A 22,791-nucleotide genomic window follows, 5' to 3' on the forward strand; every position below is an offset into this window, starting at 1 on the left:
ACGCGGGCTGTCAACGAAAAGGGGAAGCACCATGGCCACACTGGAATGTCGCCTGATCCACGCCTCGGTCGCCTGCTACGCGATCCACAATGGCAAGCTCGATCCCGCCAATCCCGATCTGCAGGCGCTGGGCCTGCAATCGGGCACCACGCCCACCGTCTTCATCAACGGCCCTGACCATATCAACGCCGGCTTTGTTGCCGAAACCTGGGACAACTGGGTGGTGCTCGCGATACGCGGCACGCTGCCGCCGTTCACTGGCGATTTCTGGGCCTGGGTGCGCGACTGGCTGCAGGATTTCGAAGCCGGCCCCACCGACTGGATCGTCAACGGCCGGCATTTCGGCCGCGTCGAAACCGGCTTTGCCACCGCGCTGCACAGCATCTGGCCGCAGGTGATGGCGGCACTGGGGCGCATCGACCTCAGCCGCAAGCAGGGCATCCTTATCACTGGCCACTCCAAGGGCGCGGCGATGACGTTCCTGGCGGCGTCATTGCTGAAGTCGCAGATGCCGCACGTGCTGGTTGAAAACTGCTGCTTCGCTGCGCCGCTGACCTGCGACGCGCACTTCCGCGACAACTACAACGCCCTGGGCCTGCGGCCGTTCAGCGTGCGTTACCAGAACGAATACGACCTGGTGCCGTACCTGCCCTGGTGGCCCTCACTGGCGCTGCTCGCGCACGCCGAACAGCGTGACAGGGGCGCGACGCAGCAACTGGCCAGCGCCAACTGGCCGGCGGCCGGCAACAACCTGTATGTACCGATGGGCATCCTGCGTTATATCGGGCCGGGTTGTGCCATCGAGTATGGCGACAAGGCCGAGCGCGATGCCTGGGATGCGATGAAGTACGCGCTGGAGCATCTTGAATTCAGCAGGATTGCGGCCGCGCATTCTGCTGACGGGCGCTACCTGCACTGTGTCTGTCAGGCCGGGACCTGTGCCACGGAGTGAGCTGGCAGCGTAAGGGTAAAACGCGTGCCGCCTTCGGGCCGTGCGGTCCACGCCGCCTGCGCGCCGAGGGCGGCAGCGCGATGACGCATATTGGTCAGCCCGCGCCCGGACGACACCGGTTGTGCGGGCAGGCCGATGCCGTTGTCGCTGATCTGCACCTGCACGCTGTCGGCATTCGCACTGGCGCTGAGCCAGAGGGTATCGGCCTGCGCGTGCTTGATGACATTGGTGATTGCCTCCTGCACAACGCGCAGGACATGCAGTGCGCTGCCCGGTGTCAGCCAGGCCAGCGGAGGCAGTGCCTCAATGTGCCAGCGCACCGACAGGCCGGCCGCTTCCAGCCGTGGCTGCATGCGAAAGCGCAGGGTGCCGAGCAGTAACCCGAGATCGGCCTCCACGGGCTCCAGCGAATCGATGGTGAGCTTGAGCGCCTCGATGCATTCGCGCAGCACTTCGCCGAGATGATCGTTGTTGCACTGGCCGTGCTCGATCATGCGCAGCGCGCCGGTGAGTGAGGCACCGAGGCCGTCGTGCATGTCCTGCATCAGCCGCTGGCGTTCGCCGGTGAGCACGTCACGGCGTTCTATTTCGCGCAATTGCCGGTAACTTTCCGCCAGTTCCGCTTCGCGCGCGGCGAGCGTGCGCGTGAGCAGCAACTGGCCCTGTTCCATCGCCCTGAAACCTTCCTGGAAACGCCGGTTGAGGATGTACCAGAGCAACAGGAAGAACGCCCCCACGGAATAGATATGCAGATACAGCCGCTCCAGGCTGAGCTGGTAATTCATCAGCAGGATGTCGTGCACCGCCAGCGGCACACCGGCGATATTCAGGCAGGCCAGCGCCAGCGCCAGCCGGTCGCGGCCACGCACCGCCGTCCACAGCAGCAGCGGAATGGCGATGGCCGTCATCAGCAGCACCAGGCCGTAACTGAGATTGGCCAGGGCCGCCGTGGTGGTGGACGACGCCAGCCCCGGCAGGGTGGCCAGCGTGGCGCAGAGCATGCCCAGCAGCATCAGCCGTTCCATCAGGCGATAGCGCCGCCGGCACAGCCAGAAGTTGAAGACCAGGCTCACCACCACCAGCCAGCCGACACTGTTCACGGTCAGCCAGCCGAACCATGCCGAACTGACCAGCCGCGTGTCCAGCGGCCCGGTGAAGTGCAGTACCCGCACCAGATAAAGCAGGGAAGCGATAAAGAACAGCGGCGCCAGCCACTCGCTGCGGCCCGGCCGCCACAGGCTCAGGCCGAACAGCGCCAGCACCAGATAGACGACCGCGATGGCCGGCGGCAGCAGGTTCTGCAACACCAGGCGAGCGCGGTAGGACCAGATCAGATCCTCCTCGCTGCCGACCCAGACGCGGGTGATGCCGCCGCCGAAGCCGGGCGTGCTGTCCATGCGCAGCAACAGAGTGGCCGGGCGCGGGCCACCGTCCAGCGGGTCCAGCGGCACCCAGACGGGCCGGTTGAAACCGTTCCAGACCGGGTCACCCCGGGAGCGCCAGAGCAGGGAGCCGTCGCCGTAGAGCGCCACCTGCCCCACGGTCTGCCAGCGTGGCAAATAGAGGAACAGCGGCGTATGCGCCTGTTGCTGGGCTGCGTCGAGTGCAAACCGGTACCAGGTGGTGTAGACACTCGGGCCGTGTTCCAGTGGCGTCACGTCACGGGGCAGGGAATGGGGCAGGGTGACCGGCGTCCAGCCTGTCTCCGGCAGCGGTGTGTCCAGCCGGGGAGGCGGCGGCGTGAAGGTGCCGGCCTGCGGTGGCAGCGTCAGTAGTTCGGCGTGGGTCAGGGCACGGGTCAGCGGGCTGGTGGCGGCCGCGCCACAGGCGCCCAGCAGGCAGGTCAGGGCCAGCAGCGCCAGGTATCTCACTGGTCCGGGCTCAGCCATTGCCGGCGGTAGGCTTCGTGCACCGCCCCGGCGCGGGAATTGACGCCGAGTTTGGTGTAGAGGCGGCGAATATAGGTTTGCACGGTCCAGGGGGACACCCCCAGTTCGGCGGCGATCTCGTGCATGGCGTAGCCCCGGGCAATGCGCGACAGCACCTCGGTTTCCCGCGCTGACAGGCTGTTGTCGTCGTCCCGCGCACCGGCCTCCGGTACGGCGGGCAGATAGCGCAGGAGCTGGCGGGCAATGGCCGGGCTGATCGGGCTGCCGCCGGCGTGCAGGGTACGGATTTCACTGACGATATGTGCGGCGCTGGCGTCCTTGAGCAGGTAGCCGGCGGCGCCGGCGTGGATCGATTGCAGCACCCGCGCTTCGTCACCGAACAGCGTCGCGACCATGATGCTGCAGGCCGGCCAGGCGTCACGGGCGGCGCGGATCATGTCGATGCCGGAACCGTCCGGCAGGCCCAGGTCCACCAGCAGGACCTGCGGTGCCGCCTGCGCGAGCAGGGCCAGACCCTGTTGCAGCGTGGCGGCCTCCAGCACAAGACGCAGCTCTGCCGTGGCGGCTATGGCTTGCGCCACTGCCGTACGGAACAGTGGATCGTCCTCCACCATTGCCAGCGTGATCACGTCTTGTTTTGCCCCCACGGCAGTGTGCGTCCGGCCGGTTATTTTTTGCCAAGCATACGCCGGCAGGGCGCATTTTGCAGGCCTAGCCGGCGCTGTCCTCAGTTTGGGTGACAGACAGCGCTGAACAGGGCTGTCGATAATGACGCCCTGCGGCGGCGAGCAGGCCGGCGCGTCCACCGGCCATGTCCGGCCAGCCTCAGGGGGCAGGATGCGTGACACAGATTCAGCACGATAATCACCGCGCCCGGCGCCTCCGTGACGAGGCGGGGAACGAGCCTGCCAGTGGCAGGGAGAGCTGGGGCGGGCAGCCGCTGGTGGTGCGGTTGTGGGGAGGCATCAGTGGCCGGCCGCATGACCTGTGGCTCGCCGCCTGCCGCCTGATTGACCTGCAACTGGCACACCCCGGCCTGGATGCGGCCTTCATCGCCGCACGACTGGGCTGCTCACGGGCCACGCTGTACCGGGCCTTTGCCGATCGGGATCTGGCGGTGGCGGGATATATTCGCGAACAACGCCTGCAACGGGTGTGGTGTCTGCTGCACAGCCTGCCGGCCTCGGTGCCGATTGCCGAAGTGGCCCGCCGCTGTGGTTTTCTCGACAGCACCAGCTTCAGCCGGCTGTTCCGCCGCCGCTTCGGGGTACGGGCGCGGGATGTGCGCGCCGGCGGTTGAGCCACCGGCGCGCTCGGGACTTACTCGCCGCGGACTTTCGCCACGAACTGGCTTTCCCGCTCGATCAGCCTGGCGAAGCTCGGCCGCTGGTGCACCTTGGCGATGTGGGCAGCCAGTGCCGGCCAGCGTGCCGGGTCCACCTGTTCGCCACCGTGCTGGAGGTTCACACACTGGGTGGCGACCGCGATGTCAGCGATGCTGAAAGCGTCGCCTGCAAACCAGTCACGGCCCTCGATCTGCGTTTCCAGATAGTCGAACAGCGGTGGCAGCTTCTCGGTCAGGGCTTTCTGCACCTTTTCCTCGTCGCAGGGTTTGCCGGCCAGCTTCATCACGATGCGGTTGCGGAACACCCCGAAGGTGGCCTGCGGCGCAACCTCGTAATCGGCGTATTTTTCCAGCCACAGCGCGCGGCCGTACTCATAGGCATCGGCCGGGTAGAGCGGCGGCTCCGGGTAGGCTTTTTCCAGATAGGCACAGATCACACCGGAATCGGCCAGCACCTTGTCCCCGTCTTCCATCGCCGGGATGCGGCGCAGTGGGTTGAGGGCGCTGTACTCCGCCGGGGAGCTGAACGGGTCGACATGGACGGATTCAAAGGCGAGGCCTTTCTCGGCCAGGGCGACGCGGGTCTTGCGGACAAAAGGCGAGAGGGCGGCGCCGTGCAGTTTGATGCTCATGGGTTACTCCCCTGGGTCACTTCGGGATCGGATGTCGGGGCCTATCTGAGCAAGCGTCAGCGGCCGGGGTCAATGACGGAATCGGTCATGCCGGGCAGGGCAGGCGACCCTGCGGCAAATGATGGCATTTTTATTTTTTTCGCTTGACGCCCGGCGAGCGCCTGCTAGACTTTGCGCCGCTTCCGGATGCTACCGGCAGCCACTGCGTCCCTTTCGTCTAGAGGCCTAGGACACCGCCCTTTCACGGCGGTAACAGGGGTTCGAATCCCCTAAGGGACGCCATTAGCGGGAATAGCTCAGTTGGTAGAGCGCAACCTTGCCAAGGTTGAGGTCGCGAGTTCGAACCTCGTTTCCCGCTCCAGATTAAAAAAAGGCCGGTTGTGCAAACAACCGGCCTTTTTGTTTCTCGGGGTGGGTAGTGCCAACGGCGAAACCCGGCACGTCCAGACCAGGATGTCTCCCCGCAACCCCACCCGGAAATGCCTTGTTGCTCCCTCCCTCGAACCCGTGCCACTGAGGCCATCCCTCTGTGAGGGGCGCTTTTTGTATGTCGATACCGTTCCCGCTGTACCCCGTCATCACCGCCCGGGCCGACGAGGCCCGGGCGGTGTAACCGTGCAGCCAGGTCAGCGGTCTTCGTAACGCTGATGCTTGAAGAAAATACCGGTATCGCCAAATTGCGACAGGGTGAATGCGGACGTGGTGACCAGCTCACCGATCTTCACCGCGCTGTCGCGCCGCTCACGGGCGTAGCGTTCCGTCACCCAGGGGAACAGCGAGGTTCTGATCGCCTGGCTGGTGCCGTACACGTCATACACGCGGGTGCCGGCCGGCAGGGTGGTCAGGTCGTCGCGGAAATCGTGTGGCGCGGTGCTGATGGCGTTGCGCAGGCTGGTGTTCGGCACAAAGTAGATTTGCGTCGGTGCTTTCACACTGCCCACCCCGGAGCCGTCCTGGTTCACCTTTGCCATGTCGCTCATCACCAGCAGCGTCGGTTTGGTCGATACCAGCGAGAACAGTGCGGTGGTGCCCAGGGTTTCGTTCACTTCCGGCTGCACGTAGTTGGACATTTCGTTGGCAAAGATATTGTGGTTGCTGCCCTGGCCGCTGAGCGTGTACAGCGCGGAAATGTTTTCCGAACGCCGGCCATCGACAAACAGTTTCAGCGCCAGCCCCGGTGCAAAGCCCCGGTCGGACGGGTCGCCGGTGACCGACAGCCGCAGCAGGCCATGGTCAGCGCCTTTGAACAGGCCGGTGAAGGGGTGCCCGGCACTGGGCACGAACTGTACTTTGGCCAGTGCGCCGCGCGGGTGGATCGGCTTGCTGTAGCCTGGCGGGGTCACGTCGGTGACGTCGCGCACTTTGGTCCACAGCACTGAATTGATCAAACCACCGATGTCGATCGGCTCGATGGCCGGCACGCTGCCGGCGGCATAGCTGGTGCGCAGTGCGCCGTTGACCCACAGGTGGTCCTGTTTCGCGCCGGCACTCCAGCTCTGGTAGTCCGCCGGCATGTTCAGGCCCCAGGGCTTGAAGGCGTTGTCCATGCCGGCCAGGCTGCTGGCCAGGGACGGGAAGTGACGGCGGATCACGTCGACCATGGTGTTGTCTTCCACCCAGTCGATGCCGGCGGCGGTGTAGACCGCATCGGTGTAGTCAGTGGTGAAAAAGCGGTCGGTCATCAGGCGCCGTGAGGCGTTGAGAATGAAAATCTGGAACGAGGTTTCGCCAAAGCCGAAGCCTTCCGGACGGGTTTCTTCCGCCAGTTGCCCGACCAGGGTATCGATCATTTCGACGTCGTTGCTGTACAGCGTTTTCAGGTTTGCCAGCAGTGTCGGGTCGCTGGTCAGGTCTTCGAAACGGGTGATCGGCTTCAGGCCGATCTGGCGGCGGAACTCGTTATAGCGCGGTACGCCGCGTTCCCGGTCGCGAAGAATATCAATCGCCGCCATGTCGATATCGCCGACAAACGGCAGCGACAGGTTGCGCATGAAATCCGGGTAATTGTTCAGTGTCAGCGCGCCCGGGTGGGTGATGCCGAACGAGTACCACAGGCGGTCTGCGCCAGCGTCGCCGAGCAGCGCTTCGGCGTTGCTGTCGCGGGTATGCTGGATCGGTATCGATGTGTCGACAATATTGGAACCGATGTCGTAGATATCGACATTGTCGCGCAGCAGTGGGTGCATGCGGTACACCGACACGAATTCTTCGGTCAGCGTGTAGGGCACGCCGTAGTTGTTCGGCGTGCGCGAGCCGACCAGGCCGGCCAGGGCGTGTTCAATCGAGCTGGTCGGGTTGTCACCCAGGCCGGTGTCGATGCCGACCAGACTGAACAGGCTGCCGAGTTGCGCCAGGTTATTGTTCAGCGTGTCCAGGTCGCCCTGGAATCTGTCGCGCGTGTCGCGGTCGCCGCCCAGGCCCCACCAGTTGGCGTACATGGCGCGTTCCAGTACCGGGTTGGCGAGGATCGCCGGGGTCCATTCCACGGTGTGAATCTTCGCCATCAATGCCGAGTTGATCAGACGTGCCTTGTCGAACAGCCATTGATCAGACTGGCCCGGATTATTGGCCTTGAGCATGTCGGCGATGGCGTTGTGTTCCAGTGTGAACAGGTGATGCAGCATGCTCAGGCCGACCCACCAGTTTTCGTTGAAGCCGGTGACCGGTTTGCCGCTGAGAAATTCGGTCGGCAGGCGGCCGTCGGCATCGACTTCCAGTTTGCCGTCAATGAACGAGCGCACGGCGTCGTTGGTGGCCTTGTCACTGCCATAGAGTTGTGAGCCGTCCCACCAGTGGGTATTGATGTTTTCATAGGTCACGGTGGTTTCCGTGCCGCTGACCCTCGGGTCCGGGCGCGTGCGCTGCACGGACATGGTGCCGCTGCCGAGGGCATCACCCGGTGGCAGCGGAAATTCGATCGGGTTGGCGTCGCTGCGCGGACCGTGATCGAACCAGTCGTGCACCATGAACTGGATCCAGGCGGTGGCGATAAAGTTCAGCGTCGTGGCCGGCTTGAAGTCGTCGCCGCGAGACATCAGCAGGTTGCTGACTTCGCGCGGGTTCGGCACCAGCAGCGTGTCGTTGAGGGTTTCCGCCTGTGCCACGCTCGGATTGACGTTGCGCCCGAAGTTGACGTGGGCGGAGCCTTCGGCGGGGTTTTCCAGAATATTGCAGGTGCCGTCCTCGGTACGGGCGGTCAGGCTGCGCTGGTCGCAGACGATGGCGGCATTTCTGCCCGCCCAGTCTTCCTCGTCGAACATGTTGTTATTGAGCAGGTCTTCACGCTGTCCGGCCAGCACCAGTAACGCACCCATGATGCCCAGGGTGCCGAATTTGGTGAGCGCCGGCCAGGTCACCCAGGGGGTCATGGCCATGATAGGTCTCCGTCGTTGTTGTTTTGTCGCGGTCTGTCTGATGACAACGGCGGACTCTAGCAATGGTATGACCCCACCCACCCCCTCCGCGGGGAGGGGGTGGGTGGGAAAATGCCAAGTGGTTCAGATTCAGCGCGGTGGTGTGCGCAGCAATACGTCGGTGCGGCGGGTGATGCCGAGCTTGCTGTAGATGTTTTTCAGATGCCATTTTGTGGTGGTGATGGAGACGCCGGTGCGTTCGCTGATCTGCGCGTTGCTCAGGCCGTTCTGCAACAGCGTGAAGATTTCCAGTTCTTTCGGGGTCAGCACGGCGTCCGGATCGGCGTCCAGCGGCGGCTGCGCGGGGGTGGCGGTGAACACCGCCGGGAACAGTTGCGTGTAGCCCTCCGGTAACGCCAGGGTGCCGTCTGCCCACAACCGGTTCATCAGCGGCGAGAGCCCCGGTGCTTCGTCAAACACGGAGCGGTTGATGTTCATCAGGCCATAGCGGGTGATCAGCGCTTCCACGCCGCGCGCCTGCTCCGGCGGCGGCAGGTGCTTTGCTGTCAGTACCAGCAGGTTGGCGTCGATGATGGAGGCGCGGGTGCGGATGCCGGCTTTTTTGACCACTGCCAGCAGACGCTGCAGCAGGGCGATGGCGTCCTGGCTGCGGCCCCCGGCAACCAGCCAGTAGACGGCGGCCAGCCCGGTGCGCTCCCAGCTCTGGCTGTAGGGCGGCAGCGGCCCGGCCAGGTTGTCGTGTGCCCAGTCGGCCAGCGCGAAGCGTTCCGCCACGGCATCGAGACGTTGCCACTGGCCGCCGGTGAGGGCCTGCCGCACCATTTCCAGCACCGTCATGCTGACAAAGCGTTCATAGTTGCCGAGCTGCAGAATACCGAGCAGCTTTTCCAGCATGCGCCCGGACGCCTGCTGACGGCCTTCCAGATGTTGCAGCCGCGACAGGGTCAGGTAGACGGTGGAGATCATTTCCGTGGCCGAGGCCGAGGACACCATCGGCAACAGGTCTTCACAGACCTGGCGTGCTTCGTCCAGGCGATTCTGATCGTACAGCACCACCACCATGCCGGTGGCCCACAGCGACCATACGGGGCTGTCGCGGGCTGTCGTGTGGAAATGTTCGACGATAAACGCCACCGCCTCGCCGATGTGTCCCAGTTGCTGGTTGGCCAGCGCAATGATCAGCCCGGCATAGCCGGCGGTGTAATGGTGGCCGAGCCGCAACAGGACTTCACGCGCCTGCCAGGCAAACGCCAGCGCGGATTCCAGGCGGCCGTGTTGCAGATGATGGTAGGCGACCATGGCCAGGGAAAAAGCGCGAATATCCCGCTGGCCGGCATTTTCCATCAGCAGCGACAGGTCGGCGCCGGCCATGAAATCGGTGTCGTGCTGGAACAGCTGCAGGTGCAGTTCGAGAAAATCGCGCACGCGGGCAGGGTCGTCGTCATCGCTGGCGGAGGACCGGGGCGTGGCTTTCAGCGCATCCAGGTAATAGCGCGCACGGAAAAAACGGCGCGACAGCGTCAGCGTGCTGATCAGCGGCGCCGCCAGCCTGTCGTGACGCAGGATCAGTTCATCCGGCAGCGCCTCCGCCCAGCCGAGAATGTGGCTGGCGTAGCCTTCGCGCAGCCAGTAATCGAAGGCGTTTTCCAGGCAGTCGATGAACAGCGCCTGGTCGCCGCAGCGGTAGGCGTGCCAGGTGGCCTGGGGGAAATTCTGTGCGCGCACAAAAAAGTGCGTGGCACGGCGATGGATCGGCGCCACGCAGTCGGGCTGCTCGATGGCCAGCCGTGCCTGCAGCACGTCGCGCAGCAGGGTGTGATAGCGGTACCAGCCCGGCTGGCCGGACACCGGCATCAGAAACAGTTCGCGCGAAGCCAGTTCCTCGATCAGCCTGGCGGCACGGTCGGTCTGCAGGACGTCGTCGCACAAGGTGGCGTTGAAGGTGTCCAGCAATGCGCTCTGCATGAACAGGGTACGGGCGACTTCCGGCAGGCCGCTGAGCACCGCGTGGCCAAAATATTCCATGATTTCCGGCTGGCTGGCGTCGAAGCCCTGCAAGGTCTGCATGCCGCTGCGCTGCGAGGCGACGAGCGCGATCTTGACGCCGGCGATCCAGCCTTCGGTGATCGTCATCAGCCGTGCAAGCACGTCGTCGGCCAGCGGTTCGCCGCCGAGGCAGTGGCTCAGCCGCTGCACCTCCTCGGGCTGGATGCGCAGCGCGTCCATGCCGATCTCCAGTAGCCGGTCGTCGAGCCGCAGACGGCTCAGGTTCAGCCCCGGCGGAGTACGGCTGGCGATGATCAGGTGCACGTCATCCGGCGGTTGCGCCAGCAACGCGTCGATCACGCTGAGGGTTTCCGGGCTGTGGATGTGCTGGAAGTCATCGAACACGATGAACAGCGGCGCGGTGACCTGCTGCAGGGCATCAAACAGTGCGTCGGCGATGGAGGCCGGCGGCAGTTCGGCGACATCGAACGGCATGAACCAGGACGTATCGAACGCCGGCACGGCGGCGCGGGTCTTTTCGGCGAAGCGGCGCAGAAAGCGCACCGGGTCGTCGTCGGGCGGGTACAGGTTCATGCGCACCACGTACGCGGGGCCGCTGTGCTCCTGCCATTGATTGAGCAGGGTCGACTTGCCGGCGCCTGCCGGTGCCAGCAGCAGCGTCAGGGGGACCTCGGCACTCTGTGCCAGCAGGTTGACCAGGCCGGTGCGCAGAAACCGGCCTGGCGCAGGCGTGTCAGGGGTAGCCATCTCGCGTTCGCCCGGCGTGTTGTTATTGTTGTTGTGGCAGGCCGCAAGCTGATACAGACGGGGTGTCGGGCCTTGTCCTGGCCGGGACGTTAGCGAATCGGTGTGGCCGCTTCAGGGCAGCGGATCACAGTTTGTGGCGCCGGCACTGACCGGTCATCTGGTGGCGATATGCCATCAGGCCGGTGCCGCGCGCCGGGGTTTACGGTTCGCCAGCACGCTTTGCAATACGTGTCCGAAGCCGCCCTGTTCGTCGAACAGTTCGGCATGAATGATGCCGGTGCCATGGGGCTGGAACAGATTGCAGGCGCGCATGCCGAGCCATGCCGAGGTGGGGTAGCGATACAGCGACAGGGTGATGTCGGCATTGATGGTGCCCAGCCCCGGCTTCAGGTCCAGGTGTGCGGCGCCGTTGCCCATGTCGGCGATCATGATGGCGTGGACCAGTGGTGAACAGGGTGTGTTCGCGACCACCTGCGCCGGCAGGCGCAGCCAGCAATGCCCCTGGCCGGACAGGTTCCAGGGGGAAAACAGGTGCATTTCCAGCAGGGAGTGAAGGCTGTGCGGCACGTCCGGGCGCCGTGTGCGCATCCAGTCCGCCATCAGGCTCAGGGGCAGGGTGTCGCGGTGCGCAGGCGGTTCTGGCGGCCTGGGGGCGGTGTCCGGCAGCACCACGTCATCGCAGTGCTGGGCCAGCGCCAGTGCCTGCGTCACCAGCGTGTCACCGGCCAACAGACGCAATTGCCAGAGTTTCAGCCGGCCGCCGTCGCGCAGTGTGTCGGTCTCCGCGCGCAGCGGCGCGTTCGGCACCGGGCGCATGAAATCCAGCGTCAGGCGGTTGAGCATGAATGCCGGGTGCGCGGCCACCTGTGTTTCGGCCAGATGGCCGAACAGCCCGGCGACGGCCGAGCCGTGCAACACGGCGCCGGCCCAGGGGCCGTTGGCCAGCGGGGTGGGCACAAAGGTGTCGCCGGCCTGGTGGTAGAGAATGTTATTGTCCATGCCGGCTCAGACGTCGTTGTCCCAGAAGGGCGCGCGCAGTTCACGCTTCATGATCTTGCCGAGCGGGTTGCGCGGCAGTTCATCGCGGAATTCGAGCGCGGACAGGCGCTGGGTTTTGCCCAGGCGTTCATTGGCCCAGTGTTTCAGATCGTCCGCGCTGATCTGGGCACCGGCTTTCAGCACCACGATGCCGTACGGTGTTTCACCCCAGGCATCGGAGGGCACGGCGATCACGGCCACGTCGGCGACGGCGTCGTGGCTGGCGAGCACTTTTTCCAGGTCTTCGGCGTAGATGTTGAAGCCGCCGGAAAGAATCATGTCCTTGCGGCGATCCAGCAGATAGACAAAACCCTGCTCGTCGATGCGCGCCATGTCGCCGGTACGGAAATACACCTGGCCTTCTGCGTCACGCCAGACGATATCCTCGTTCTGGTCCGGGCGCTTGTAATAGCCGCGCATCATGGTGCCGCCCCGGCCGACCAGTTCGCCGGCGGTGTTCGGTGGCAGGATGTTGCCCTGTTCATCAATCACATGCAGTGTCGTGCCTTCGCCGGCCTGGCCGACGGAATCCCATTTGTCCGGGAATGCAGTGCAGTTGAGCACGGTGCTGCCACCGCCTTCGGTCATGCCATAGACTTCCAGCAGCGTGCCGGGCCAGCGCGCGACCAGATCACGGATGACCGGTGACCGCAACGGTGCACCGGATGACATTTTCAGTTTGAAGGACGACAGGTCCGTGCGATCAAACGCCTCCTCGGCCAGCAGGCGCTGGTATTGCACCGGGATCAGGATGGTGTGCGTGACGCGGTATTGTTCCGCCAGTGCCAGGTAGCCTGCGGCATTGAATTTGCTCATCAGCACCACATGGCCACCGCCCTGCAGCGTCGGCAGCAACGCCACCATGGTGGTGTTGGAATAGATCGGGGTGGCCAGCAGGGTGACGCAGCCTGGTACAAAACCCATTTTGACGAAACGATCATACTGGCGCGTGCGCAGGCGGTGGTCGTGCACGATGCCTTTCGGGCGGCCGGTGGTGCCGGAGCTGTAGATGATATTGAAGGCGTCGTCTTCGGTGAGCTGTATATCGGGTGCGGTGTCGGCGGCGTCGCCGAGCCAGTTCGGCAGGGCAAGGGCGTCATGCGCGTCGGTATCACTGTCGAGCAGTACGCGATGCCCGTCGGGGATGCCGGGCAGGGGCGGCAGGTTTTCGCCGTAGCTGCGGTCGCAGAACAAAAAGCGGGTGTCGCAGTCATCAATCATCAGCGCCAGCGTTTCGCCCGTGGCGAGGCCGGATAACGGCACGATGCAGCCACCGGCGGCCAGGGTGCCGGTCAGCAGCGCGATATATTCGCGGCTGTTCGCGGCCAGCACGGCCACGGTGTCACCGCGTTGCAGGCCGCAGGCGAGCAGGCGGTGGGCGATGCGATGCGCCTGCGCCATCAATTCGCGGCGTGTCCAGGTGCCGTGGTCATCCGTCACCGCCGGTGCGTCCGGCTGCTCAATGGCCAGGCGGCGCATTTTGCCCGGCATGTCTTCGAAAACGGTGGCGGTGGGCGCGGCGTAGACCGGCATGTCGGCGATGAGGTGATGCATGATGGTTTCCTTGTTGTTCTTGATGACGGGTTCAGTCGGTGTTGGCGACGATGCGCTGTGCGCGCAGAATCACCGGCGCGTCGACCATGCGGCCGTCGAGCTGGAAGGCGGCGCCGTGGTGTTCGGCAGCCATGTCCAGCACGCGGCGTGCCCAGGCCACATCCGCTGCGTCATAACCAAAGCCGTCATGGGCCGGTGCGATCTGCTTTGGATGAATGCAGAGCATGCCGGCAAAGCCGGAGTCGCGGGCCAGCCGCGCCACGCGGCGCACGGTGGCGGCGTCGTTGAATTCGGTGCAGACGGTCTCCAGTGGCGCTGGCAGGCCGGCGGCACGGGCATGCACCAGCAGCTGGTAGCGCACCGCGTCGAGCATGCGGGCGGCGCCATCCGTGCCCGGCGTCAGGCCCAGGTCCACCCCCAGGTCCAGGCCGCCGTAGCTGAGCCGTTCCACGCCGTCGGCGCGGACGATCTCTGCCAGCGCGAGCAGGCCGGCGGCGCTTTCGATCAGGGGCCAGACGGGCAGGCCGGCGGTGCGTGCCTGCGTCACCTGGCGGGCGGATTCGGTTTTCGGCAGGACCACGGCGCGGATGCCCGGGTATGCACGGCACAGTGCCAGGTCGTCGCTGAACCAGGGCGTGTCGCAGCCATTGACGCGCACGGCGATGCCGCTGTCCGGGTGCTGGCGCAGAAAGGCGGCCAGTGCATCGCGGGCGCTGTTTTTGTCGTCCGTGGCGACGGCATCTTCCAGGTCCACGATCACGCAGTCTGCACCGCTGGCCAGCGCACGCGGAATCCGTTCCGGGCGGCTGGCGGGGACGAACAGTGCTGAGCGCAGCGGGGGAACGCGGTTGAGAACCTCGATGTGGGCCATGATCAGATCACTCCCTTGTCGCGCAGGGCGCGGATGCGGGCGTCGTCGTAGCCCAGGTCGCGGAGAATGTGCTGGTTGTGCTCGCCCAGACCCGGCACGGGGTCCATGCGTGGTGTCCAGGCATTGCTGGTGCCGGGCGGCAACAGCGCGGGAATGTCGCCGGCGGGGCTGCCGATGGTGGTCCAGCGCTGGCGTTCGCGCAGTTGCGGGTGCGCCCAGACGCCGTGCATGTCGTTGACGTGGGCATTGGCGATCTGTGCGTCGTCCAGACGGGCGATCACCTGCGCTGCCGTCAGCCCGGAAAATGTCTCGTCGATGAGCGCCCGCAAGGCCTCCCGGTTGGCGACGCGCTTTGAATTGCTGCTGAAACGGTCATCGGTGGTCAGCGCCGCCTGTTGCAGTACTTTTTCGCAGAACAGTGCCCATTCGCGTTCGTTCTGCAAGCCGAGCATGACGGTCTGGCCGTCGCCGGTGCCGAACGGGCCGTAGGGATAGATGGTGGCGTGCGCGGCGCCGGTTCGCGGCGGCGGTGAGGCGTTTTCAAAGGCGTAATAGAGCGGGTAGTTCATCCACTCCACCAGGCTTTCCAGCATTGATACATCAATGGCGGAGCCTTTGCCGGTCTTGCCGCGCAGCAGCAGGGCGCTGAGGATGCTGGTGTAGGCGTACATGCCGGCGGCGATGTCGGCAATCGAGTTGCCGGCCTTGGCCATATCGTCCTGGGTGCCGGTGACCGACAGGAAACCGGCCTCGCTCTGGATCAGCAGGTCGTAGGCTTTCTTGTCCTGATAGGAACCACCCACGCCATAGCCGGAAATATCGCACACGATCAGTTGCGGGAAGCGTTCGTGCAGGGCATCAAAGGAGAGCCCCATCCGCGCGGCCGCGCCGGGCGCCAGGTTCTGCACCAGCACGTCGGCGTCGGCCAGCAACTGGTCGAGAATGACGGTGGCGTCTCCCTGTTTCAGGTCCAGCGTCAGGCTTTCTTTAGAGCGGTTGGTCCAGACGAAATGTGACGCCAGGCCGTTGACGCGCTCGTCATAGTTGCGTGCGAAGTCACCCACGCCGGGGCGCTCGACCTTGATCACCCGGGCGCCGAGATCGGCCAGCTGACGGGTGCAGAAGGGCGCCGCGATGGCGTGCTCCATGCTGATGACGGTGATGCCGTCCAGTGGTCTTGGCGCTGTGGCTTGCGACATCGTGTTTCTCCCGGGAAAGCGTCAGAACAGAGTGCGCAGGTCGGCCTGCGTGTGCAACGACCAGACGGCGTTGATCCAGGCATCAACCTGCTGTGCATCACCGGCGTCGGAAAACGCCACCAGCCGGCGGAACTTGTCTTCCAGTTCCGGACGCGTGAGCGTGTTGCCCGGATCGCCTTTTGGCTCGTCGGTGGCGCCGTGCAGGGTGCGGCCATCTTTTGTCGTCACGGTGACGCGGCCAAGCCAGCGTTGCGGATAGGCGTTGTCCACTTCCGGCTCCAGCACCATGCTGACGCGCTCGCGGAAGGCGGATACGCGCGGATCAGTCAGCGCGTGGTCGCGGAATTCCACCAGCGAGGCGCTGCCGTAGACGGCGATCAGACCCAGCACGGCGCCCATGGAAAATTTCGCCTGGTGAATGCTTTGCGGCACGTCCACGCGGCCGAGTACATCAATGGCGCCCTGGTGCACGCGGGCGGTGACGGTCTCGATGTCATCGGCAGTGAGATGTTCGCGCTGCATCAGGTCCAGCAGCGCGTCCGCTGCCGGGTGGGTATGGCGGCAGGAAGCGTGGAACTTGAACGAGGTTTCCGTCAGCGCCCAGCGCGTGCCCAGGCCATCGTTGAGCCATTTTGCATCGGCGTCGCTGGACATGCCGGCGGCCAGCCCCTGCGGGCCTTCGAGAATATTCTGCGCACCGGTCAGGCCGCTTTCGGTCAGATAGGCCGCGAGCAGGCCATCGGCGGCCGCCTTGGCGGTGTGCAGTTGTTTTGAGTCTGCCGCATCACGCAGGAATTCCCACAGGCCGGCGGCCTGGGTGCCGGCGCTGCCGAGCAGGTGCGTAAAACCGCTGGCGTTGAACTGCATCAGTTTGCCAACGGCCACGGCGGCGGCCAGGGTGCCGACCGTCGCGGTGGTGTGGAAAATGCGGTAGTGCGAGCGGCCCAGGAATTCACCGATGCGGATGCCGGCTTCATAGCCAGCCACCGACGCCAGGATCAGCTCCTGGCCGCTGCTGCCGAGATCCTGTGCGGCGGCCAGCGCCGCCGGAAACACGACCGTGGCCGGGTGCAGGACCGAGCTGTTGTGCAGGTCATCCTGTTCCACCACGTGCGAGGCAGCGCCATTCACCAGCGCAGCAAAATACGGCGTCGTAAAGCTGCCGTGGTTGATGCGCTTGCTGCGGCCGTCCGCCGGCCCCATGCGCGTGGCATAGCGTTCGAACAGCGGGATCGGATGCTCGTGCCGGCCGGCCAGCACCGAGGCCAGCCAGTCGAGGAACAGGTCTTCAGTGCGGGCGATCACAGCGTCCGGCAGGTCGCTGTATTGCAGCCGGGCGAGAAACGCGGTCAGGTCCTGGGTGGCGGTCATGATCTCGTCCTCAGAACGAACGCGGCAGGCCGAGCAGATGCTCGGACACATACGACAGGATCAGGTTGGTGGAGATGGGGGCCACCTGATACAGCCGCGTTTCACGGAACTTGCGCTCGACATCGTATTCGCAGGCAAAACCGAAACCGCCGTGGGTCTGCAGGCACACGTTGGCCGCTTCCCAGGAGGCTTTGGCGGCCAGGTACTTGGCCATGTTCGCTTCTGCGCCCGCGTTGCGGCCCGCATCGTATTCGGCGCAGGCGCGCCAGCGCATCAGGTCGGCGGCTTCCACTTCGATATGCGCTTCGGCAATCGGGAACTGTACGCCCTGGTTCTGGCCGATCGGGCGACCGAACACTTCGCGCTCGCGGGCGTAGCGGCTGGCCTTGTCGATAAACCAGCGGCCGTCGCCGATGCACTCGGCGGCGATCAGGGTGCGCTCGGCATTCAGACCGGAGAGGATGTAGCGGAAGCCCTGGCCTTCTTCGCCGATCAGGCTGTCCGCCGGGATTTCCAGGTTGTCGAAGAACAGCTCGTTGGTGACGTGGTGCACCATGTTCTCGATCGGCTGCACGGTCATGCCGTTGCCGATGGCCTCGTGCAGGTCGACCAGGAAAATCGACATGCCTTCGGTTTTTTTCTTTACCTCAGCCAGCGGGGTGGTGCGTGCCAGCAGGATCATCAGGTCGGAATTCTGGATGCGCGAGATCCACACTTTCTGGCCATTGATGACGTACTTGTCACCTTTCTTCACCGCCATGGTCTTGATCTTGGTGGTGTCGGTGCCGGTGGTCGGTTCGGTCACGCCCATGGATTGCAGGCGCAGTTCACCGCTGGCGAGTTTCGGCAGGAATTTTTGCTTCTGTTCTGCCGAACCGTGCTTGAGCAGCGTGAACATGTTGTACATCTGGCCGTGAATGGTGCCGGAGTTGCCGCCACACCGGTTCACTTCTTCGAGGATCACCGACGCTTCCGCCAGGCCCAGGCCGGAACCGCCGAATTCTTCCGGGATCATCGCCGCCAGCCAGCCGGCCTGGGTCATGGCGGAGACGAAATCCACCGGGAACGCGTGCTGCTGGTCGATATCGCGCCAGTAGGCATCGCTGAAGTTGGCACACAGGCCGCGCACACCTTCGCGGATGCTGTCGAGCGCTTCTTGATCGTGGAACAGGGACATCGGGTCTTCCTCCGCAAACTTATTCAGTAAAACGCAGCACGCCGTGCTGGGCCGGGCCGTGCTCGTTATCGATAAAGATCTCCGCTTCGCCGGGCGCTGTGATGCGGCCCCCGGCACGGAAGGGTGCCGGGGCGATCATCGGGCGCAGGCCACGGAAGCGCATGTGAGTCGGGGTAGTGTTCGGGTGGGCGCGGTTGAACGCCTGCATCATCAGCGTGGCCAGCAGCGGGCCGTGTACCACCAGGCCGGGGTAGCCTTCCTCGCCGGTGGTGTAGGGCTGGTCGTAATGAATGCGGTGACCGTTGAAGGTCACTGCGGAATAGCGGAACAGCAGCACCGGATCGGGGGTGATCTCGTCGTACCAGTCGCAGGCCGGAAGCGGCGTCGGTTCACCGGCACGGGGCGCGGACGGGGCACGGTAGACGATGTCCTGTTCCTCGCGCAGGCACAGCGTGCCGGCCTGGGTGTATTCGTGCATCAGTGTGACAAACAGCAGCGAGCCGGTGCGCCCATGCTTTTCTTCAATCGCCTGGATGCGGGTGCGGCGCCGTGCGCGCTGGCCGATGCGCAGCGGCGCCAGGAAATCCACCCGGCTGCCGGCCCACATGCGATGACGGTCGTCTGCCGGCGGCAGGAAGCCGCCCCGCGCCGGATGGCCATCGATGCCGATCTCGCTGGCGGGCGCCGGGGTCTGGAAGAACGCCCAGTGCCACAGCCAGGGCAAGGGCTCGCCACCGGCCGGCGCGGGCCGGTCAAAGGTCGCGGCCAGCCGCGTGACCAGGGCGATATCCAGGTTGTCGTCGCAGTGTTCCTCGCGGCCAAGCCATTGATCCAGTGGGGCAGACATCAGGATGCTCCGGGTCAGTGATGTTATTCGTATACGGTATACATTATGCAGTGGGCGCACTGCCGCGTCACCCCGGACGGCGGCGGGGCAGGGGTCAGACCACTGCCCGCGTGCTGCTCAGATCGTCGATGTCCGCGTCGCTGAGGCCGGCTTCCTTCAGGACCTCGCGGGTATGCTCGCCCGGCAGCGGCGCATGCCGGCGCAGGCTGAACCGGAACTGGCTCATGCGCACCGGGCAGGCCGCCTGGGTGACCGGGCCGTAGGTCGGGTGCTCGGTCTCCAGCACCATGTCACGGGCGCGGAACTGTTCGTGTTGCAGGGCTTCTTCCAGTTTCAGCACCGGCGTCACGCAGCAGTCGTTGTCCTTGAAACGCTCGGCCCAGTATTCCTGCTCCTGGCTGGCGAACAGCCCGGTCAGCTCGGCGTGCACGGCGCGGTTCACGGCCTTGTCGTGGCTGCGGTGTTTGTCCTTCAGGTCGGGCCGTTCGATCAGGTCACAGAAACGGTCCCAGAACTTGCGCTCCAGCGCGCCAACCGCCATAAAGCGGCCGTCGCGGGTGCGGTACAGGCCATAGCAGGGCAGGCCGCCAGACAGGGTATCGCCCCCCGCCGGATAGGTGTGGCCATGGGTGCCGAGCGTGGCCAGCGGCATGACCGCGTGGGCCAGCACGCCATCGCTGATGGACATGTCCACGTAGCGGCCACGGCCACTGCGCTGGGCGTCGAACAGGGCCGCCTGGATGCCCATCAGCGCGGTCAGTGTGCCGCCCATGAGATCGGCCAGCGGCACATTCGACAGCGCCGGAGACTGGGCATCGAAGCCGATCTGGTCGGCCACGCCGGTGAAGCCGCAATAGTTCAGGTCGTGGCCGGGGGCGTCGCGGTAGGGGCCGGTCTGGCCATAGCCGCTGATGCTGCAGTAGACCAGTTTCGGGTTCAGTTTCGACAGCACGTCGTAGCTGATGCCAAGACGGTCGGCGACGCCGGGGCGAAAGCCTTCGATGACAATATCGGCGCTGCGTACCAGGCGCAGGAACACCTCCAGGCCGCTTTGCTGTTTCAGGTCGATGCGGATGCCGCGCTTGTTGCGGTTGATGATCGCCCGGAGAATCGGTGGCACGTAATCGCCGGCGCCGGTGTCCTCGATCTTGATCACGTCGGCACCGAGGTCGGCCAGGTGCAGGCTGCACACCGGGCCGGGCAGCAGGCGGGTCAGATCCAGCACGCGCACACCGCGCAGCGGTGAAGTGTCATTCATGGGTACTACTCTCCGGATAACATGGGTTGCCGGTCTGGGATGCCCGGTTTTTTGCGATCCACGGAGTGTAGAAGCGGCGTTTTTCAGCGCCAATGGCAAAATCTTCGCGAATCATTGGCGTGATGTATCAGCAACGCGATGGCATATTCTGTCATCCGATTTTGATGGATATGGCCATTGTTGCCCGCCGCGCACCGGGACAAGCTTGGGCCGGTCTGGACACCCTTCAGACGTTGACAAGATGGCACGCCGGGGCAGAACCCGCCCGGACGTGTCACCGTTTCGTGACCGGTCAGAGCGGGCAGGCGCCATCCCCGTTCTTCACGGATACCGTCCGTGGCTGGTCACGGAGATAAAAAAAACAGGAGACTCGCTCTATGCGTTGTGTCATCAGGTCAGTGGCCAGTGTCGTTTTCTTTTCACTGCACGAAACTGCCCCTTCCGCCCCGCACGGTCGCCGAGGTGGCCTGCCATGCTGAATACCATGAAAAAACTCAATCTTGTTGAACTCAGCGGTGCGCTGTGCGTGCTGCTGCTGGGCGTGGCGGTGATGGTCATTGCCCGCGATTATCCCATGGGCTCCCTGAGCCGGATGGGCACCGGGTACTTCCCGATGATTCTGGGCGCGCTGCTGCTGGTCATCGGCGTGGTACTGGTGTTCGAGGTGGCGCGGAGCACCGAACAGGTGGTGGTGCGGATCCCGTTCCGGCCGATCCTGATGATTGGCCTGGGGATCATCACCTTTGCCTTCCTGGTCGAGCGGGCCGGGCTGGTGCCGGCAACCTGTGCACTGGTGGTGCTCGGCAGCCTGGCAGAAAGTCCGTTTCGTCCGGTCACTGTGCTGTGCATTGCTGCGGCCATGTCTGTGATCAGCGTGTTGCTGTTCGTCAAGGCCCTCGGCCTGCCGCTGTCTGCGTTCGGAGGGTAAGCCGGTGGAAATGTTGTCCAATTTCGGCCTTGGTCTGGCCACGGCGGTGACGCCGGAAGCGTTGCTGTTCTGTTTTATCGGTGTCACCGTCGGCACCTTTGTCGGTGTGCTGCCGGGGGTGGGCGCCATGGCGGCCATTTCGCTGGCGCTGCCGATGACCTACCACCTTGATCCGACCTATGCCCTGATCATGCTGGCCGGTATTTTCTACGGTTCCCAGTACGGCGGTTCCACTGCTTCCATTCTGCTCAACCTGCCCGGCAGCATCACCAATGCGGTGACCTGCCTGGACGGCTACCCGATGGCGCAGAACGGCAAGGCCGGTGTGGCGCTGTTCGTCACCGCCATCGCGTCCTTTATCGGCAGTTCGTTTGCGATTGTCATCGTGATGGGCTTTGCGCCGATGATTGCGGAAGCGGCGCTGAATTTCAGTTCCTATGAATATTTCGCGGTCATGCTGATGGGGTTGATTGCAGCCTCGACGCTGTCCAGCGGTTCGCCCATGAAAGGGCTGGCGGCAGTGGTGCTGGGTGTCACCATCGGCATTGCGGGCACGGACGTGACCAGTGGCCAGTATCGCTTCACCTTTGGCCTGCAGGGCCTGAGTGACGGCGTCAATCTGGTGGCCATCGCCATGGGCCTGTTCGGTATTTCGGAGATCGTCACCAACATCGGCCGGGGTCCCGGCGAGCGTGGCGTCATCGGCAAGGTGACGCTGCGTTCCATGTTCCCGAGCCGCGAGGAGTGGCGTCGCTTCTGGGGGCCGGCGGGGCGCGGTTCAGTGGTGGGCTCCGCCATCGGTGCCCTGCCGGGCATCGGGCCGGTGTTGTCCGCGTTCATGGCCTACCTGCTGGAAAAGAAAGTCTCCCGCGAGCCGTCGAAATTCGGCAAGGGCGCCATCGAAGGCATTACCGCACCGGAGGCCGCCAACAACGCGGCAGTACAGGCCGGCTTCATTCCCACCCTGAGCCTGGGTATTCCCGGTGATGCGGTGATGGCGCTGATGCTGGGTGCCATGATGATCCACGGTATCGTGCCCGGCCCGCTGTTCATGACCGAATACCCGGAAATGTTCTGGGGCCTGATCATGAGTTTCTGGATCGGCAACATCCTGCTGCTGGTGCTGAACATTCCGCTCAACGGCCTGTGGGTGCGGATGCTGAAAATTCCCTACCATGTGCTGTACCCCGCCATCCTGGTATTCATCTGCATCGGTGTCTACAGCGCCCGCAACAGCGTGTTTGACATCTATGTCGCGCTGGCCTTCGGCCTGCTCGGCTACCTGATGAACATGATGCGCTATCCGACCGCGCCGTTGCTGCTGGGTTTTGTGCTGGGCCCGCTGCTGGAGGAACACTTCCGCCGCAGCATGCTGCTTTCGCGCGGCGAATTCGGTGCCTTCATGGACCGTCCGTTGAGTGCGATCTTCCTGATCGTCACTGCAGGGCTGATGGCCTTTGCCGGTTTCACGCTGCTGCGGCAGATGCGTGCCCGCAAGCGCCAGCGGGCGCTGGCGGCCAGTGGTGGCAGCGTCTGATGGCAGAATGAAATTGCCCGCTGCTGCCGGAGCGGGCATTATCAGATTATCGGTTCACCCGCACC

General features: G+C 64.6%; 17 protein-coding genes and 2 tRNA genes. 6 read left to right on the forward strand and 13 right to left on the reverse strand.

Going from position 1 to position 22,791, the window contains the following annotated elements:
- Positions 1-31 precede the first annotated feature (31 nt).
- Positions 32-952, forward strand: a complete 921-nt coding sequence (locus tag S7S_RS06540; RefSeq protein WP_008738994.1) for a lipase family protein — start codon at positions 32-34, stop codon at positions 950-952.
- Here S7S_RS06540 and S7S_RS06545 read toward each other — a convergent pair.
- Both S7S_RS06545 and S7S_RS06550 read right to left on the reverse strand, forming a co-directional pair.
- Positions 925-2,823: a sensor histidine kinase gene (locus tag S7S_RS06545; protein ID WP_008738993.1), complete on the reverse strand. Its 1,899-nt coding sequence runs from the start codon at positions 2,821-2,823 to the stop codon at positions 925-927. The two genes, S7S_RS06540 and S7S_RS06545, sit on opposite strands and share 28 nt — an antisense overlap.
- On the reverse strand, positions 2,820-3,488 hold the full coding sequence (locus tag S7S_RS06550) for a response regulator (protein ID WP_008738991.1): 669 nt from the start codon (positions 3,486-3,488) through the stop codon (positions 2,820-2,822). Before S7S_RS06550 ends, S7S_RS06545 begins: the two co-directional genes overlap by 4 nt.
- Positions 3,489-3,682: 194 nt before the next feature.
- Here S7S_RS06550 and S7S_RS06555 point away from each other — a divergent pair, with 194 nt between their 5' ends.
- Complete coding sequence (locus S7S_RS06555) at positions 3,683-4,141, forward strand: helix-turn-helix domain-containing protein (protein WP_041025944.1); 459 nt, start codon at positions 3,683-3,685, stop codon at positions 4,139-4,141.
- 20 nt (positions 4,142-4,161) lie between these two features.
- Here the strand turns inward: S7S_RS06555 and S7S_RS06560 are convergent, their stop codons facing one another.
- Complete coding sequence (locus tag S7S_RS06560) at positions 4,162-4,818, reverse strand: glutathione S-transferase family protein (RefSeq protein ID WP_008738987.1); 657 nt, start codon at positions 4,816-4,818, stop codon at positions 4,162-4,164.
- A 206-nt stretch (positions 4,819-5,024) separates the two neighbouring features.
- On the opposite strand from S7S_RS06560, the gene S7S_RS06565 reads away from it, so the two are divergent.
- A tRNA-Glu gene (locus S7S_RS06565) sits at positions 5,025-5,100 on the forward strand.
- 3 nt (positions 5,101-5,103) lie between these two features.
- Positions 5,104-5,179, forward strand: a tRNA-Gly gene (locus S7S_RS06570).
- A gap of 265 nt (positions 5,180-5,444) precedes the next feature.
- Here S7S_RS06570 and S7S_RS06575 read toward each other — a convergent pair.
- From S7S_RS06575 to S7S_RS06620, 10 genes are all read right to left on the reverse strand, one after another.
- Positions 5,445-8,192: a peroxidase family protein gene (locus tag S7S_RS06575; protein WP_008738986.1), complete on the reverse strand. Its 2,748-nt coding sequence runs from the start codon at positions 8,190-8,192 to the stop codon at positions 5,445-5,447.
- Between the two features lie 129 nt (positions 8,193-8,321).
- A complete protein-coding gene (locus tag S7S_RS06580; protein ID WP_008738984.1) occupies positions 8,322-10,946 on the reverse strand; it encodes a winged helix-turn-helix domain-containing protein in 2,625 nt (874 codons plus the stop codon).
- A 174-nt stretch (positions 10,947-11,120) separates the two neighbouring features.
- Positions 11,121-11,945 (reverse strand): thioesterase family protein, encoded by an 825-nt coding sequence (locus S7S_RS06585; RefSeq protein ID WP_008738982.1) that lies wholly within the window; start codon positions 11,943-11,945, stop codon positions 11,121-11,123.
- 6 nt (positions 11,946-11,951) lie between these two features.
- Positions 11,952-13,538: a class I adenylate-forming enzyme family protein gene (locus S7S_RS06590; RefSeq protein ID WP_008738980.1), complete on the reverse strand. Its 1,587-nt coding sequence runs from the start codon at positions 13,536-13,538 to the stop codon at positions 11,952-11,954.
- 31 nt (positions 13,539-13,569) lie between these two features.
- Positions 13,570-14,409, reverse strand: a complete 840-nt coding sequence (locus tag S7S_RS06595) for an HpcH/HpaI aldolase/citrate lyase family protein (RefSeq protein ID WP_008738978.1) — start codon at positions 14,407-14,409, stop codon at positions 13,570-13,572.
- Between the two features lie 2 nt (positions 14,410-14,411).
- Positions 14,412-15,608, reverse strand: a complete 1,197-nt coding sequence (locus tag S7S_RS06600; protein ID WP_008738976.1) for a CaiB/BaiF CoA transferase family protein — start codon at positions 15,606-15,608, stop codon at positions 14,412-14,414.
- A gap of 21 nt (positions 15,609-15,629) precedes the next feature.
- Positions 15,630-16,979: an MmgE/PrpD family protein gene (locus S7S_RS06605; protein WP_008738973.1), complete on the reverse strand. Its 1,350-nt coding sequence runs from the start codon at positions 16,977-16,979 to the stop codon at positions 15,630-15,632.
- A gap of 10 nt (positions 16,980-16,989) precedes the next feature.
- Complete coding sequence (locus tag S7S_RS06610; RefSeq protein WP_008738970.1) at positions 16,990-18,156, reverse strand: acyl-CoA dehydrogenase family protein; 1,167 nt, start codon at positions 18,154-18,156, stop codon at positions 16,990-16,992.
- Between the two features lie 19 nt (positions 18,157-18,175).
- A complete protein-coding gene (locus S7S_RS06615) occupies positions 18,176-19,003 on the reverse strand; it encodes an HTD2 family dehydratase (RefSeq protein WP_008738968.1) in 828 nt (275 codons plus the stop codon).
- A gap of 94 nt (positions 19,004-19,097) precedes the next feature.
- Complete coding sequence (locus S7S_RS06620; protein WP_008738966.1) at positions 19,098-20,261, reverse strand: CaiB/BaiF CoA transferase family protein; 1,164 nt, start codon at positions 20,259-20,261, stop codon at positions 19,098-19,100.
- Positions 20,262-20,733: 472 nt separating this feature from the next.
- Between S7S_RS06620 and S7S_RS19815 the strand changes: the two genes are divergently transcribed.
- Together S7S_RS19815 and S7S_RS06630 are read left to right on the forward strand one after the other, a co-directional pair.
- Positions 20,734-21,189, forward strand: coding sequence for a tripartite tricarboxylate transporter TctB family protein (locus tag S7S_RS19815; protein WP_008738964.1), 456 nt, complete (start codon positions 20,734-20,736; stop codon positions 21,187-21,189).
- A 10-nt stretch (positions 21,190-21,199) separates the two neighbouring features.
- Positions 21,200-22,726 carry a tripartite tricarboxylate transporter permease gene (locus S7S_RS06630; protein ID WP_238582961.1) on the forward strand — a complete coding sequence of 509 codons (1,527 nt, stop codon included), beginning with the start codon at positions 21,200-21,202 and terminating at the stop codon, positions 22,724-22,726.
- Positions 22,727-22,791: the final 65 nt, after the last annotated feature.

The organism is Isoalcanivorax pacificus W11-5, from assembly GCF_000299335.2.
Taxonomy (GTDB): Bacteria; Pseudomonadota; Gammaproteobacteria; order Pseudomonadales; family Alcanivoracaceae; genus Isoalcanivorax; species Isoalcanivorax pacificus.

What these genes read in the sequence shown, in the direction of transcription:
- S7S_RS06540 (WP_008738994.1), top strand. Translation starts at nt 32, where the DNA reads ATGGCCACACTGGAATGTCGCCTGATCCACGCCTCGGTCGCCTGCTAC.
- S7S_RS06560 (WP_008738987.1), bottom strand. Translation starts at nt 4,818, where the DNA reads ATGAGCATCAAACTGCACGGCGCCGCCCTCTCGCCTTTTGTCCGCAAG.
- S7S_RS06575 (WP_008738986.1), bottom strand. Translation starts at nt 8,192, where the DNA reads ATGGCCATGACCCCCTGGGTGACCTGGCCGGCGCTCACCAAATTCGGC.
- S7S_RS06580 (WP_008738984.1), bottom strand. Translation starts at nt 10,946, where the DNA reads ATGGCTACCCCTGACACGCCTGCGCCAGGCCGGTTTCTGCGCACCGGC.
- S7S_RS06585 (WP_008738982.1), bottom strand. Translation starts at nt 11,945, where the DNA reads ATGGACAATAACATTCTCTACCACCAGGCCGGCGACACCTTTGTGCCC.
- S7S_RS06590 (WP_008738980.1), bottom strand. Translation starts at nt 13,538, where the DNA reads ATGCATCACCTCATCGCCGACATGCCGGTCTACGCCGCGCCCACCGCC.
- S7S_RS06595 (WP_008738978.1), bottom strand. Translation starts at nt 14,409, where the DNA reads ATGGCCCACATCGAGGTTCTCAACCGCGTTCCCCCGCTGCGCTCAGCA.
- S7S_RS06600 (WP_008738976.1), bottom strand. Translation starts at nt 15,608, where the DNA reads ATGTCGCAAGCCACAGCGCCAAGACCACTGGACGGCATCACCGTCATC.
- S7S_RS06605 (WP_008738973.1), bottom strand. Translation starts at nt 16,979, where the DNA reads ATGACCGCCACCCAGGACCTGACCGCGTTTCTCGCCCGGCTGCAATAC.
- S7S_RS06610 (WP_008738970.1), bottom strand. Translation starts at nt 18,156, where the DNA reads ATGTCCCTGTTCCACGATCAAGAAGCGCTCGACAGCATCCGCGAAGGT.
- S7S_RS06615 (WP_008738968.1), bottom strand. Translation starts at nt 19,003, where the DNA reads ATGTCTGCCCCACTGGATCAATGGCTTGGCCGCGAGGAACACTGCGAC.
- S7S_RS06620 (WP_008738966.1), bottom strand. Translation starts at nt 20,261, where the DNA reads ATGAATGACACTTCACCGCTGCGCGGTGTGCGCGTGCTGGATCTGACC.
- S7S_RS19815 (WP_008738964.1), top strand. Translation starts at nt 20,734, where the DNA reads ATGCTGAATACCATGAAAAAACTCAATCTTGTTGAACTCAGCGGTGCG.
- S7S_RS06630 (WP_238582961.1), top strand. Translation starts at nt 21,200, where the DNA reads ATGTTGTCCAATTTCGGCCTTGGTCTGGCCACGGCGGTGACGCCGGAA.